The sequence below is a fragment of the Streptomyces sp. NPDC018263 genome, assembly GCF_055562575.1.
This window is the reverse complement of record NZ_JBVHFA010000012.1, coordinates 17,753-31,730: the sequence shown is the minus strand read 5'-3', so window position 1 is coordinate 31,730 and position 13,978 is coordinate 17,753. Positions and strand designations below refer to the sequence as shown.

Below are 13,978 nucleotides of genomic sequence, written 5' to 3'. Positions count from 1 at the left end.
CCGCGACGCGAGGAGGCCGGCATGGCCGGGAACGACAGCGCGCGGCCCCGGCTGCTCGCGGAGCTGGACGCGGTGTCCCGCCGCTACATCGCCTCGTACGCCCTGTTCAACCAGGCCGTCGCCGACCGCATCGGCCTGCACCCCACCGACCTCCAGTGCCTGAACCTGCTCACCCTGGAGCCCGAGCCCGTCACCACCGGCCATGTCGCCGCGCTGACCGGCCTCACCACCGGCTCCGCGACCCGCCTGGTGGACCGGCTGGAGCGCGCCGGGTACGTCGTACGGCGCCGGGACGCGGGCGACCGGCGCCGGGTGCTGGTCATCCCCGTACCGGAGCGGATCGCGGAGTTCCGGCATGCCTGGGAGGAGCTGTCCGGCGACTGGTCGCGCATCTTCGGGGAGCTGGACGACACCGAACTCGCCGTGATCATCGGGCACATGCAGCGCACGGTGGAGTTCACCGGGGAGCGGATCGCCCGGCTGCGGGAGGGCCGGGACACCGAAGGCGAGGTGTGAGCCGGGTAAAAAGGGCGCCCCGGGACCCCCGGCCCCGGCCGGAGCGCCGCCGCCCTTGGCAGACTGGGGGCGTGCCCCAGACCGTGCCCCACACCACCCCCCCCACCACACCCCCCACCGTGCTCCTCGCCGAGGACGACCGCGCCATCCGCCACGCCCTGGAGCGGGCCCTGACCCTGGAGGGCTACGCGGTGACGGCGGTCGCCGACGGCGTCGAGGCGCTGGCGCAGGCCCACCGCACCCCGCCGGACGTGCTGCTGCTGGACGTGATGATGCCCGGCATCGACGGCCTCCAGGTCTGCCGGGTGCTGCGCGCCGAGGGCGACCGCACCCCGATCCTGATGCTCACCGCGCTGGTGGAGACCGCCGACCGGATCGCGGGCCTGGACGCGGGCGCCGACGACTACGTGGTCAAGCCCTTCGACGTCGAGGAGGTCTTCGCCCGTCTGCGCGCGCTGCTGCGCCGTACGAGCCCCGCCCCCGCGGGTGAGCCCGGCCCGGCCCGTGACGCGCAGCTCTCCGACCGGCAGATCGAGGGCGCGGGCATCCGGATGGATTTCCAGGCCCGCCGCGCCTGGCGCGCGGGACGCGAACTGGAGCTGACCCGAACCGAGTTCGAGCTGCTGGAGCTGCTGGTGCGCAACGCGGGCATCGTGCTCGACCACGCCACCATCTACGACCGCATCTGGGGCTACGACTTCGGCCCCGGCTCCAAGAACCTCGCCGTCTACGTCGGCTATCTCCGCCGCAAGCTGGACGCCCCCGGCGCCCCGCAGCTCATCCACACCGTGCGCGGTGTGGGGTACGTGCTGCGGGAGGAGTAGTGGGCCGCACCTGGCGGCTGCCGGGCGGCTCCCGCACCGGACTGCGCTCGCTGCGCACCACGTTCGCCGTGTCGTTCGCGGCCGTCACCGCCGCCGTCACGATCCTGGTCGGCATCCTGTCGTACGGCTCGGCCGCCCGCCTGGTCCGGGTGGACCAGCAGTCGGTGTTCACGCAGGTCGTGCGGGATGTGCAGGCGGAGGTGCGGCAGCACCCGATGACCCCGGACGACTTCTCCTCGGCCCGGCCCGGCCACGACCTGGTGCGGCCCGCCCGTACGGACGTACAGGTGCTGGGGCCGGGCGGCGAGGTCGTGGACCACGGCTCCCCCGGCCTGCCCGTCACCGCCCGCGACCGCGAGGTGGCCGCCGCGCCGGGCGCGGGGAAGCTGGCCGAGCACAAGGACGTACGGGTCGGGGAGGACCTCTTCCGGGTCGCCACCGTCTCGCTCGGCCGGGGGCGGGGCGCGGTGCAGGTGGCGCAGGAGTTCAGCGACACCGAGGACCTGCTGCGCACCCTCCAGCAGCGCACGCTGATCCTGATGGCGGCCGTGGTGGTGGGCGCCGGGCTGTTCGGCTGGTGGCTGGCCCGCCGCATCACCCGGCGCCTGGTGCTGCTGACCTCCGCCGCCGAGGACGTGGCCCGTACCCGCCGCCTGGGCATCCAGGTGCCGGTGACCGGGCCGGACGAGGTGGGGCGCCTGGGCCGCGCCTTCGACCGGATGCTGGGCCGGCTCGCCCAGTCCGAGGAGGACCAGCGGCGGCTGGTGCAGGACGCCGGGCACGAGCTGCGCACCCCGCTGACCTCGCTGCGGACCAACATCTCGCTGCTGCGCCGGATCGACGAGCTGCCGCCGGAGACGCGGGAGGACCTGGTGGCGGACCTCACGCTGGAGGCGCGGGAGCTGACCGACCTGGTCAACGAGCTGGTGGACCTTGCCGCCGGGCAGTCGGACTCCGAGCCGCCGCAGCGGGTGGACCTCGCGGACGTGGCGGAGGACGTGGTGGGGCTGGCCGGGCGCCGTACCGGGCGGCGGATCGTGCTGGCGGTGAGCGGGGACACGTACGCGGAGGGCCGGCCGGGGCTGCTTCAGCGGGCGCTGTCGAACCTGGTGGAGAACGCGGCCAAGTTCGACCGGGAGGGCACGGAGCCCATCGAGGTGCGGGTGGCCGGGGCGGCGGCGGGCACGGTCCGGGTGGAGGTGCTGGACCGGGGGCCCGGTATCGCCGAGGGCGACCTGCTGCGCGTCTTCGACCGCTTCTACCGGGCGGCCGACGCGCGCTCCCAGCCCGGCTCGGGGCTCGGGCTGTCCATCGTGCGGGAGATCGCCATGGCCCACGGCGGCGCGCCGTTCGCCTACCGCAGGGAGGGCGGGGGCGCGGTGATCGGGTTCACGGTCGGCGGGGGAGTGGGCCCCGCCGAGGGGTAGGGCCTGTCCGCCGGACAGGCCCTAGGCGCGCTCGTCCTCGGGGCCCCGGCGGGCCGCGGAGAGGGTCCAGGCCAGGTTGCCGACCGCGGCTCCGGCCGCGACCGCGGCGACGATCACCCCGCCGGTGGTCAGGCCGTCGCTGAACAGATGCGGGCGCTGGTCGAGGCTGTGCAGGCCGAAGCCGCACAGTTCGTAGACGCCGACGGCCGCGATGGCGAGGCTGACGAAGAGCAGGGTCAGGGTGGGTTTCAGGTCCCGCACATCGACGACCGGCGTCGACGCGGTCCGCGCCGGTTCGGTCTCGGCTCGTGTCTGGTGCATGTCTCCCCGATGAACTGGCTTGTGGCTGGGGGCGGTTGAAAACCTACGATACGTAGGCGCGGCCCGGTGCGGGCGTGATTGCCGTGCGGTTGCTCCCCGGGTGTGGACAACGACGGCCGGCCCCTCCGGGCGACGGCTCTGGCGTCCGGACTGGCGAGCGAGGCCGTATACGGCCCCTTGCTCATGGCTCCATCATGGCCGACGGCTCAGTGCCGCAGCGCCGTCCCCACGTCGGCCCGTATGTCGCCGGTCAGCTCGCGGTGGCTGCGGGCGGTGGCCCGGCCGGTCGCGCCCGCGGCGACACCGTCGATGTTCACGATCACCGTGTCCTCCAGATCGCCCTTGGAGTCACGGAAGTTGACCTGGACGGTGAAGCTCTTCCTGTCGCCCGTGGTGTTCTTCGCGGACACCTCGGTCGTGGGTACGCCGTCCTTGCCGGTGGTGACCTTTCCCACCGAAACGTCCTTCTTGGCGTCCACCCCGCCCTTGACCTGGTCCAGCTTCCGCTTGGCCTCCGCCGTGGCCGAGGCCACCGTGCCGGAGGCGCGCGAGGCGAGGGAGGAGGCGGCCGAGGCGGCCTTGCTGGCCTGGCCGGAGGGGCTGTTGCCGTCCGAGCAGCCGGTCACCGCGACGCCGAGCGCCACCACCAGGGCCGTACCGACCGCCCGCCGTGTCCCGCACCCAGCCATGCCAGCCTCCCGAATTCGGCTCCGCTGCCCCCAGTGAAGGGCCGGTCGCCGGTGTCCGCACGCCGGGTGCGGCAGGCGTGGGGCACGCACACCTGAACGGCCCACGGTCGCTCGCGTACCCGCGGGTCACGGGGTGTGCTGCTGCTACGGGGACTTCGACGGAGGTGGGCCGGCATGGCGGATCGGGAGCCGGGCGACGACCTGGCCCGGCTGCGGGAGCGCGTCGACGCGCTGGAGTCCCGGCCGCGTGCCCGGCACCGGACGCGCTCGGCGTGCGCGGCCGTGCTGATCGTCCTGGGCTGCCTGCTGGCGCCCCTCGCCCTGGTCGCCACGTGGACGGCCGACCTGGCGGACGACACCGACCGCTACGTCGCCACCGTCGCGCCCCTCGCGCAGGACCCCGCCGTGCAGGACGCCGCCGCCGACCGGATCACCGGCGCGCTGATGCGGTACCTGGACCTCTCCGCCCTGCTGAAGGAAGCCGCCCCCGCCGACCGGCCCCGGCTGGAGAAGGCCCTGGGTGCTCTCGGGTCCTCGCTCGAGGACGCGCTGTCCGGCTTCGTCAAGGACAAGGCGCGCGAGGTCGTCGCCTCCGAGACCTTCGCCCGCTTCTGGACCGACGCCAACCGCCGGCTCCACACCACGGTCGACAAGGCACTGACCGGCAGCGGCGGGGGAGCGGTACGGATCGAGGGCGACGCGGTGACGGTCGATCTGGCCCCGGTCATCGAGCAGGTCAAGGCCCGGCTGGTGGACGCGGGTCTGAAGCCCGCGGCGAAGATCCCGGACGTGCACACGGACTTCACGGTCCTGCGGACGGAGAAGGTCGCCGATCTCCAGACGTACTTCCGCTTGCTGCAACTGGCCGGGGTGTGGCTGCCCGTCGTCGCCGCGCTGCTGCTCGCCGGCGGGGTGCTGCTCGCGGTCCGCCGCCGCCGGGCGCTGGTCGCGGCGGCCCTCGGCTTCGCCGTCACCGCCCTGCTGCTGGGCGTGGGCCTGACCGTCTTCCGCGCCTTCTACCTGGACGCGCTGCCCGCCTCGGTGTCCCAGTCCGCCGCCGGGGCGGTCTACGACACCCTGACCCGCTTCCTGCGCACGGCGGTACGGGCGGTGGTCGCCCTCGGCGTGGTCCTCGCCCTGGCCGCCTGGCTCAGCGGCCCCGGCCGCCACGCCTCCGCCCTCCGCCAGATCTGGCACGCGGGCATCGGCGCGGCCCGCACCCAGACCGACCGCCTCGGCCTCCACACCGGCCCGGTGGGCCCCTTCGTCCACCGCCACCGCGTCTGGCTCGGCCGGCTGCTGGTGGCAGGGGCGGTGGTCGCGTTCGTCCTGTGGCCGCACCCCACCGGCTGGGTGGTCGTGGGCATCGCGCTGGCGTTGCTGTTCGCGCTGGCGGTGGTGGACTTCGTGGGGGCGGAGCGGACGGGCTGAGCCGTCAGACGGCGTCGCGGCGGAGGCGGGCGCCCGGCCGGCCCCACCTCCACAAACCTTGGCTCACGGCCACACCAAGCAATAGGGCTGATGCCCCGCCTCATGCAGTCGATGGCTGAAGTCTTGCCACTCGTGCAGGAGTTGGTACACGTTGAAGGCGTCGCGGGGGCCGCCGCGGTCCGGGACCGTGGACCAGATGAAGGCCGCCGCGCCGACCGCTTCCTCGCCTATGTCGCGGAGGGGGTCGACGACGGTCATGGGGAGTTTGACGACGGCGTAGTCCGGGTGGAGTACGACGAGTTCGAGGGGCGGGACCTTGTGGAGGGGGACGCCCTCGATGCCGGTCAGCACCATCGCGGCCATCGTCTCCGGCTTGATCTTGGTGAACATGCCGTTCATGCCCAGCTCGTCGCCGCCGAGTTCCTCGGGACGCATCGAGATGGGGACGCGGGCCGCGGTCGCGCCGTCCGGCGCACCGAAGTATTTGTACGTCACCCCCACCCGACCACCATTTCTGCTTGCCGCCCCGAGGCCGGCGGCCCGGTCGTCCCGCCCGGGCTCACTCGGCAGACCCTGTGCCTGACGTGCGTCGGCCTGACGTGTTTCGGTCGCTTCCTCCGCTTCGCGCCGGTGCCTTCCCCGCCGGGCTCGCCGAGGACCCAGGTCGTCAGTCCCCTCGCCCAGTCCGCCACCGCGATGCATATCTCCACCCGAGTGCTTTTCTAGGACGCGTGGCCCCCGCCGCGCAACCCGATCATCGTGTCAGTGACCTCCCCCACGGCCGCCCGCCGAAACGTGCGGTGAAACCGAAGTCCGCAGGATCTTCCCGGTCTCAGATCACTACGTGCCGCGGAGGTGTGTGTATCAGGTGTCAGTCTCGCAGATCGTGAAAGACCGGCCTGGAAGGTCGGCCGGATCGGCACCCCGAGAGCGCCTGCACGCGCCCGGACGGGCCACGGCTCCGTCGCCCGGCCGCTCCGCCTACCCTGAGGGAGTCACCAGCCCACCGGAGTCCGAGAACTCGGAGAAGCCGCACGTCATGAGCGAAACGCCCTACCCCTACGAAGCGCCCGCCTCGCAGGCGCTCTTCGACCGCGCCTCCGAGGTCACGCCGGGTGGCGTGAACTCGCCGGTGCGCGCCTTCCGCGCGGTCGGCGGCACGCCCCGGTTCATGGTCTCGGGCAGCGGGCCGTACCTGACCGACGCCGACGGGCGGGAGTACGTCGACCTGGTGTGCTCCTGGGGTCCGATGATCCTGGGCCATTCGCACCCCGAGGTCATCGCCGCCGTCCAGGAGGCGGTCGCGCGCGGCACGTCCTTCGGTACGCCCGGTGAGGGCGAGGTCGCGCTCGCCGAGGAGATCGTTGCCCGTGTCGAGCCGGTCGAGCAGGTCCGTCTCGTCAGCAGCGGCACCGAGGCCACCATGTCGGCGATCCGGCTGGCCCGAGGGTTCACCCGGCGGTCCAAGGTGATCAAGTTCGCCGGCTGCTACCACGGTCACGTCGACTCCCTGCTGGCCGCCGCCGGCTCGGGCCTCGCCACCTTCGCGCTGCCCGACACCCCCGGTGTCACCGGTGCGCAGGCGGGCGACACCATCGTGCTGCCGTACAACGACCTGGAGGCCGTGCAGGAGGCGTTCCACCGCCACCCCGGCGAGATCGCCTGTGTGATCACCGAGGCGTCGCCGGGCAACATGGGCGTCGTCCCGCCGGAGCCCGGTTTCAACCAGGGCCTGAAGGACGCCTGCGCCAAGAACGGCGCGCTGTACATCTCCGACGAGGTGATGACCGGCTTCCGCACGAGCCGCGCCGGCTGGTACGGCGTCGACGGCGTGAAGCCCGACCTGATGACCTTCGGCAAGGTGATGGGCGGCGGCTTCCCCGCGGCCGCGTTCGGCGGGCGCGCCGACGTCATGGCGCACCTCGCCCCGGCCGGCCCGGTGTACCAGGCGGGCACCCTCTCCGGTAACCCGGTCGCCACCGCCGCCGGTCTGGCCCAGCTCCGGCTGCTGGACGACGCGGCGTACGACACGGTCGACGCGGTCTCCGCGCAGATCCAGTCGCTGGTCACCGAGGCGCTGACCAAGGAGGGCGTGGCCCACCGGCTGCAGCACGCCTCCAACATGTTCTCGGTGTTCTTCACCGACCGGCAGGTGCGCACGTACGAGGACGCCAAGCGGCAGGAGTCGTTCCGCTTCACCGCGTTCTTCCACTCGCTGCTGGCGAACGGCGTGTACCTGCCGCCGTCGTCCTTCGAGTCCTGGTTCGTGTCCACGGCCCACGACGAGCGGGCCATCCAGAAGATCGCCGACGCCCTCCCGGCGGCGGCCCGAGCCGCCGCGGAGGCGACCGCGTGACCACCCCCGAGCACCCCGAGAACACGTCCGGCGAGAAGGACGTCACCGTCGTCCACCTGATGCGCCACGGCGAGGTGCACAACCCCGACGGCCTGCTGTACGGGCGGCTGCCCGGCTACCACCTCTCCGAGCTGGGCCGGAAGATGGCCGAGCGGGTCGGCGAGCACCTGGCGTCGCGCGACATCACCCAGGTCATCGCCTCCCCGCTGGAGCGGGCGCAGGAGACGGCCGGCCCGATCGCCAAGGCGCACGGTCTCGACCTCGCCACCGACGCCCGGCTCATCGAGGCCGACAACGTCTTCCAGGGCAAGACCTTCGGCGTCGGGGACGGCGCGCTGCGCAACCCGGACAACTGGAAGCACCTGGTCAACCCGTTCCGGCCGTCCTGGGGCGAGCCGTACGTCGACCAGGTGGTGCGGATGATGGGCGCGCTGAACGCGGCCAAGGACGCGGCACGCGGGCACGAGGCGGTGCTGGTGAGCCATCAGCTCCCGATCTGGATCGTGCGCAGCTACGTCGAGCGGCGCCGGCTCTGGCACGACCCGCGCAAGCGGCAGTGCACGCTGGCCTCGCTGACGTCCTTCACCTACCTCGGCGACAAGATCGTCTCCGTCGGCTACAGCGAGCCCGCGATCGACCTGGTCCCGGCGCATCTGCGTGCCGGTGCCAAGCCGCAGAAGGGCTCTGCCGCGCAGGGCAAGGCTTTCGGCGCCTGAACCGCCTGAACCGCCTGAACCGCCTGAACCACCACCTGAACCGCCCGATCGAGGAACCTCCCCGTTCGTCACATCATCTGACTGGGTGCAACCAGTAGGCGTGACGAATCGGGGAGCTTCATGCAGACCATCACCCGGCGGGGAATACTCGGCCTCGGCGCGGGAGCGGCGGCGGCCGGACTCGCCGGCTGCGGTACCTCCGCCTCCGTGGGCGGCGGCAAGCACCCCGGCGGTTCCGGAGAAGAGGGCAAGCCCTCGCCCAGCGGCAGCACCCCCGCCAAGGCCCGCCCCATCGGGGACGGTTCCACCGCCTTCACCGGCAGGCAGCCCCACCAGCCCGCCCGCCCCGAGCCGCTGGAGCCGGGTCAGACCCCGCCCCAGTTCGTGGTCTTCTCCTGGGACGGCGCCGGCGAGGTCGGCAACGGTCTCTTCCCGCGCTTCCTGGACCTGGCCAAGGAGCACGGCGCGAGCATGACCTTCTTCCTCTCCGGGCTGTATCTGCTGCCCGAGTCGAAGAAGCGCCTCTACAACCCGCCGAACAACCCGCGCGGCGCCTCCGACATCGGCTACCTCACCGACGAGCACGTCAAGGCCACGCTGACCAACGTGCGCCGGGCGTGGCTGGAGGGCCACGAGGTCGGCACCCACTTCAACGGGCACTTCTGCGGCGGCTCCGGCACCGTCGGCAACTGGACGCCCGCCCAGTGGCGCAGCGAGATCGACCAGGCCAAGAAGTTCGTCAAGGAGTGGCGGACCAACACGGGCTGGACCGACCTGCCCGCGCTGCCCTTCGACTACGACAAGGAACTGGTCGGCGGCCGCACCCCCTGTCTGCTCGGCCAGGACAACCTGCTGCCCACCGCCCGCGAGCTGGGCTGGCGCTACGACGCCTCCTCGCCCGGCGGCCGCCAGACGTGGCCGGTCAAGCGCCAGGGCATCTGGGACCTGCCGCTCCAGCAGGTGCCGTTCCCCGGACACTCCTTCGAGGTGCTGTCCATGGACTACAACATGCTGGCCAACCAGTCGGTCAACTCGACCAAGGCCCCCTCCTACAACTACCCGGGCTGGCGCAAGCAGTCGGCGCAGGCGTACATCAGCGGCTTCCGGCGCGCGTACGAGACCAACCGGGCGCCGTTCTTCATCGGCAACCACTTCGAGGAGTGGAACGGCGGGATCTACATGGACTCCGTCGAGGAGGCGTTCAAGCACATCGCGCGCGAGAAGGAGAAGGGAGCGGACGTGCGGCTGGTCTCCTTCCGGCAGTTCACCGACTGGCTGGACGTCCAGCGGCCCGAGGTGCTGGAGAAGCTGCGCACCCTGGAGGTCGGCCAGCAGCCGGCCGGCGGCTGGAAGACGTTCCTGGCGGACGGGAGCGCCGGTACGGGCGACAAGAGCGCCGGTGCCGACGCCGCGTGACGATACGTCCGTAATGCCCGGTGTAAATGCCCCCTGAAAGGCACTTTTCGGGCCGGTAGGGGGGCGGGCGAAACCGGCGGAACCGCCATGCGAAACTTTTCACATGAGTACCCGTAGCCGCGCCGCCCTGCTCGGTGCCGTGGCCGCCGCCGCGGCCCTGACCCTGTCCGCGTGCGGCAGCGGCGGGACCTCCGGCGGTGGCGGCGACACCAACTTCGTCACCGGCCACAACGGCATAGACACCGCCGCGAAGAGCGAGCGCGCCGAAGCCCCCGCCCTGTCCGGCAGGACGATCGACGGCAAGACCCTCGACGTCGCCGACTACAAGGGCAAGGTCGTCGTCCTCAACGTCTGGGGCTCCTGGTGCGGACCGTGCCGGGAGGAGGCCAAGTACTTCTCCAAGGTCTCCAAGGCGTACGCCGGCAACGGAGTGCAGTTCGTCGGGATCAACACCCGCGACACCAGCACCACCCCGGCCCTCGCCTTCGAGAAGGCCAACGGGATCACGTACCCGAGCCTGTACGACCCGACCGGCAAGCTGATGCTCCGCTTCCCCAAGGGCACGCTCAACCCGCAGCTCATCCCGTCCACACTGGTCCTGGACCGGGACGGGAAGGTCGCCGCGCGTGCGCTGGAGGCGCTCGACGACACGGCCCTGCTGAAGATGCTCAAGCCGGTCCTCGCGGAGAAGTGACGTGAGCGCCCTGCTGACGCTCGCCGCCGTGACGAGCCGGAACGAGACCGTGCTCAACGGCGCCCTGCTGCTCGCCCTGCCCGTCGCGGTGCTGGGCGGTCTGGTCTCCTTCTTCTCGCCCTGCGTGCTCCCGCTGGTCCCCGGCTACCTCTCCTACGTGACCGGCGTCACCGGCACCGACCTGGCCGACGCCCGGCGCGGCCGGATGACCGCCGGTGCCTCCCTCTTCGTACTCGGCTTCACCGTGGTGTTCGTCTCCGGCGGCGCCCTGTTCGGGTACTTCGGGCAGACGCTCCAGGGCTACAAGGACGTGCTCACCCATGTCCTGGGCGTCCTGATGATCCTGCTCGGCATCTTCTTCATGGGCCTGATGCCCTGGCTGACCCAGCGCGAGTTCCGCTTCCACAAGCGCCCCGCGACCGGCCTGATCGGCGCGCCGGTGCTCGGCGCGCTCTTCGGGATCGGCTGGACGCCCTGCATCGGCCCGACCCTCGCCTCCGTCGTCGCCCTCTCCTCCCAGCAGGCGAGCGCGGGCCGGGGCGCGATACTGACCGTCGCGTACTGCCTCGGGCTCGGCGTGCCCTTCGTGCTCACCGCGATCGCCTTCCGCAAGGCGCTCGGCGCCTTCGGCTGGGTCAAACGCCACTATGTCTGGGTGATGCGCGCCGGCGGCACGATGATGATCGTGACCGGCGTGCTCCTGCTGACCGGGGCCTGGGACAGCCTGGTGCAGGAGATGCAGACCTGGTCCGACGGCTTCTCTGTGGGGATCTGAACGATGAGCGACACCGAAACCGAGCAGAGTCGGGACCAGGAGGGTCTCGGCGCGGCCGGGCAGCAGCTCTCCACCGCGCCCCAGGAGGACACCGGCGCCCTGCCGGGCCTCGGCGTCATCGGCTGGGCCCGCTGGTTCTGGCGGCAGCTCACCTCCATGCGGGTCGCGCTGCTGCTGCTCCTGATGCTCTCCCTGGGCGCGATCCCCGGCTCGCTGATCCCGCAGACCGGCGCGGACGCGAGCAAGGTCGAGGCGTTCCGGGCGGCCCACACCACACTGGCGCCGGTCTACGACAAGCTCGGGCTGTTCCACGTGTACAGCTCGGTGTGGTTCTCCGCGATCTACATCCTGCTGTTCGTCTCCCTCATCGGCTGCATCGTCCCGCGCACCTGGCAGTTCGTCGGCCAGCTCCGCGGCCGCCCGCCGGGCGCCCCCCGCCGGCTGGACCGGCTGCCCGCGTACACCACCTGGCGCACCACCGCCGACCCCGAGCAGGTACGGGCGGACGCGCTCGCCCTGCTGAAGAAGCGCCGCTTCCGCGCCCACACCGCCGGGGACGCGGTCGCCGCCGAGAAGGGGTACCTGCGCGAGCTGGGCAACCTGGCCTTCCACATCGCGCTGATCGTGCTGCTGATCGCCTTCGCCTCGGGCCAGTTGTTCAAGTCCGACGGCACCAAGCTGGTGGTCGAGGGCGACGGCTTCTCCAACGCGCTGCCGATGTACGACGACTTCAAGTCCGGCAGCCTGTTCCGCAACGACGACCTCGTGCCGTTCAGCTTCGACCTCAAGGACTTCAAGGGCACCTACGAGCTGTCCGGCCCCAACCGCGGCACCCCGCGCACCTTCGAGGCGAAGATCGACTACACCGAGGGCGCGGATGGCAAGAGCCGCTCCAAGACGGTCCAGGTCAACCAGCCGCTGAAGATCGAGGACTCCAAGGTCTACCTGGTCAGCCACGGCTACGCGCCCGTCATCACCGTCCGCGACGGCAAGGGCAACGTCGTCTACAAGGACGCGGTGCCGCTGCTCCCGCTGGACGGCAATGTCACCTCGCAGGGCGTCATCAAGGTCATGGACGGCTACCACGACGCCAAGGGCCGGTACGACCAGCTCGGCATCCGCGCCTTCTTCCTGCCGACCTACGGCGGCGGCGCCGACGTCCTCTCCCAGTTCCCCGCGCTGCTCAACCCGGTGCTCAACCTGGAGCCGTACCACGGCGACCTGGGCGTTAACTCGGGTCTGCCGCAGAGCGTGTACCAGCTCGACAAGAAGCACATGAAGGGCTTCGAGGACGCCGACGGCAAGCAGCTCCGGGCCAACCTGAAGCCCGGGCAGACCATGAAGCTGCCCGACGGCGCCGGCACCGTCACGTTCGAGAAGGACGTCAAGGAATGGGCCGGCTTCCAGATCGTCCAGGAGCCGGGCGGCGCCTGGGCACTGGGCGGCGCGATCGCCGCCATCCTCGGCCTCGCCGCGTCCCTCTTCATCCAGCGCCGCCGGGTCTGGGTGCGGGCCGTGCGCGGCGCCGACGGGGTCACGGTGGTCGAGATGGCCGGGCTCGGCCGCAGCGAGTCCGCCAAGGTCCCCGAGGAACTGGGCGACCTCGCCGGAACCCTGTACGACCGCGCGCCGGGCGCCCCCGGCACCCACGAAGACGCATCCCACGCCGTACCTGCCGAAGGGGCTGAGCAGTGACTCTCGCCGCCGCAACCGACCTCGCCGCCGCGACCAACGAGCATCTGGCCAGCATCAGCAACACGCTGGTCTACTCCTCGATGGCCGTGTACACGCTGGCCTTCTTCGCCTACATCGCCGAGTGGCTCTTCGGCAGCCGCAGCAAGGTCGGCCGCACGGCCGCCGCCCTCACCGCCGAGGCCAAGCCGGCCCGGAGCGCTCCGGCCGTCACCGTGAAGCAGGCGGGCGGCACCACCGTGCTGGAGCGCCCACAGGTCGTCGTACGCGCCGCCGCCGGTAGCCGTGACGTGCCCGACGGGCCCGGCGCCCACGGCGGTGACGTCCAGGGCGACATGTACGGCCGGATCGCGATCTCCCTGACCGTGCTCGCCTTCCTGGTGGAGCTGGCCGGTGTGGTCGCCCGCGCGGCCTCCGTGCAGCGTGCCCCCTGGGGCAACATGTACGAGTTCAACCTGACCTTCTCCACGGTCGCGGTCGGCGTGTACCTGGGCCTGCTCGCGCTCAAGAAGAACGTGCGCTGGCTCGGCCTGTTCCTGATCACCACGGTCCTGCTGGACCTCGGCCTCGCCGTCACCGTGCTCTACACCGCCAGCGACCAGCTCGTCCCGGCGCTGCACTCGTACTGGCTGTACATCCACGTCTCCACCGCGATCTTCTGCGGCGCGGTGTTCTACGTGGGCGCGATGGCCACGATCCTGTACCTCTTCAAGGACTCCTACGAGAACAAGCTGGAGAACGGCGGCACGCCGGGCACCTTCGCCCGCTCGGTGCTGGAGCGGCTGCCCGCCTCGGCCTCGCTGGACAAGTTCGCCTACCGGGTCAACGCGGCCGTCTTCCCGCTGTGGACGTTCACGATCATCGCGGGCGCGATCTGGGCGGGCGACGCCTGGGGCCGGTACTGGAACTGGGACCCCAAGGAGACCTGGTCCTTCATCACCTGGGTCGCCTACGCCTGCTACCTGCACGCCCGCGCCACGGCCGGCTGGAAGGGCCGCAAGGCCGCCTACCTGGCGTTGATCGCCTTCGGCTGCTGGCTGTTCAACTACTACGGCGTCAACATCTTCGTCAGCGGCAAGCACTCGTACGCGGGCGTGTGAGCGCGGGGTCGTAGAGACTGG

The 13,978-nt window shown here is 71.7% G+C and carries 14 protein-coding genes; 11 read left to right on the top strand and 3 right to left on the bottom strand.

Going from position 1 to position 13,978, the window contains the following annotated elements:
* Nucleotides 1-21 precede the first annotated feature (21 nt).
* The 3 genes from ACZ3HQ_RS28955 (at nt 22) to ACZ3HQ_RS28945 (ending at nt 2,767) form a co-directional block, all read left to right on the top strand.
* Entirely contained in the window at nt 22-516 is a 495-nt protein-coding gene (locus tag ACZ3HQ_RS28955; RefSeq protein WP_467515420.1) for a MarR family winged helix-turn-helix transcriptional regulator, read from the top strand.
* A gap of 119 nt (nt 517-635) precedes the next feature.
* Nucleotides 636-1,340, top strand: a complete 705-nt coding sequence (locus ACZ3HQ_RS28950) for a response regulator transcription factor (RefSeq protein WP_467515478.1) — start codon at nt 636-638, stop codon at nt 1,338-1,340.
* Nucleotides 1,340-2,767 (top strand): sensor histidine kinase, encoded by a 1,428-nt coding sequence (locus tag ACZ3HQ_RS28945; protein ID WP_467515418.1) that lies wholly within the window; start codon nt 1,340-1,342, stop codon nt 2,765-2,767. The genes ACZ3HQ_RS28950 and ACZ3HQ_RS28945 overlap by 1 nt, the downstream gene beginning before the upstream one ends.
* Nucleotides 2,768-2,788: 21 nt before the next feature.
* On the opposite strand, the gene ACZ3HQ_RS28940 is transcribed toward ACZ3HQ_RS28945, so the two are convergent.
* Together ACZ3HQ_RS28940 and ACZ3HQ_RS28935 are read right to left on the bottom strand one after the other, a co-directional pair.
* A complete protein-coding gene (locus ACZ3HQ_RS28940) occupies nt 2,789-3,088 on the bottom strand; it encodes a hypothetical protein (protein ID WP_467515416.1) in 300 nt (99 codons plus the stop codon).
* Nucleotides 3,089-3,294: 206 nt separating this feature from the next.
* Nucleotides 3,295-3,777 (bottom strand): hypothetical protein, encoded by a 483-nt coding sequence (locus ACZ3HQ_RS28935; RefSeq protein WP_467515414.1) that lies wholly within the window; start codon nt 3,775-3,777, stop codon nt 3,295-3,297.
* Between the two features lie 174 nt (nt 3,778-3,951).
* Here ACZ3HQ_RS28935 and ACZ3HQ_RS28930 point away from each other — a divergent pair, with 174 nt between their 5' ends.
* A complete protein-coding gene (locus ACZ3HQ_RS28930) occupies nt 3,952-5,208 on the top strand; it encodes a hypothetical protein (protein ID WP_467515412.1) in 1,257 nt (418 codons plus the stop codon).
* Nucleotides 5,209-5,271: 63 nt separating this feature from the next.
* On the opposite strand, the gene ACZ3HQ_RS28925 is transcribed toward ACZ3HQ_RS28930, so the two are convergent.
* Complete coding sequence (locus ACZ3HQ_RS28925) at nt 5,272-5,910, bottom strand: hypothetical protein (RefSeq protein WP_467515410.1); 639 nt, start codon at nt 5,908-5,910, stop codon at nt 5,272-5,274.
* Nucleotides 5,911-6,247: 337 nt separating this feature from the next.
* Between ACZ3HQ_RS28925 and hemL the strand changes: the two genes are divergently transcribed.
* The 7 genes from hemL to ccsB all read left to right on the top strand — a co-directional run bounded on the left by hemL (nt 6,248) and on the right by ccsB (nt 13,957).
* Nucleotides 6,248-7,564: a glutamate-1-semialdehyde 2,1-aminomutase gene (gene hemL, locus ACZ3HQ_RS28920; protein WP_467515408.1), complete on the top strand. Its 1,317-nt coding sequence runs from the start codon at nt 6,248-6,250 to the stop codon at nt 7,562-7,564.
* A 59-nt stretch (nt 7,565-7,623) separates the two neighbouring features.
* On the top strand, nt 7,624-8,280 hold the full coding sequence (locus tag ACZ3HQ_RS28915; protein WP_467515477.1) for a histidine phosphatase family protein: 657 nt from the start codon (nt 7,624-7,626) through the stop codon (nt 8,278-8,280).
* A gap of 120 nt (nt 8,281-8,400) precedes the next feature.
* On the top strand, nt 8,401-9,696 hold the full coding sequence (locus tag ACZ3HQ_RS28910; protein WP_467515406.1) for a polysaccharide deacetylase family protein: 1,296 nt from the start codon (nt 8,401-8,403) through the stop codon (nt 9,694-9,696).
* A 103-nt stretch (nt 9,697-9,799) separates the two neighbouring features.
* Nucleotides 9,800-10,390, top strand: a complete 591-nt coding sequence (locus tag ACZ3HQ_RS28905; RefSeq protein ID WP_467515403.1) for a TlpA family protein disulfide reductase — start codon at nt 9,800-9,802, stop codon at nt 10,388-10,390.
* Nucleotide 10,391: 1 nt separating this feature from the next.
* Nucleotides 10,392-11,165 (top strand): cytochrome c biogenesis CcdA family protein, encoded by a 774-nt coding sequence (locus ACZ3HQ_RS28900; protein ID WP_343237884.1) that lies wholly within the window; start codon nt 10,392-10,394, stop codon nt 11,163-11,165.
* A 3-nt stretch (nt 11,166-11,168) separates the two neighbouring features.
* Entirely contained in the window at nt 11,169-12,860 is a 1,692-nt protein-coding gene (resB, locus tag ACZ3HQ_RS28895; RefSeq protein ID WP_467515400.1) for a cytochrome c biogenesis protein ResB, read from the top strand.
* Nucleotides 12,857-13,957, top strand: coding sequence for a c-type cytochrome biogenesis protein CcsB (gene ccsB / locus ACZ3HQ_RS28890; RefSeq protein ID WP_467515398.1), 1,101 nt, complete (start codon nt 12,857-12,859; stop codon nt 13,955-13,957). Before resB ends, ccsB begins: the two co-directional genes overlap by 4 nt.
* Nucleotides 13,958-13,978 lie beyond the last annotated feature (21 nt).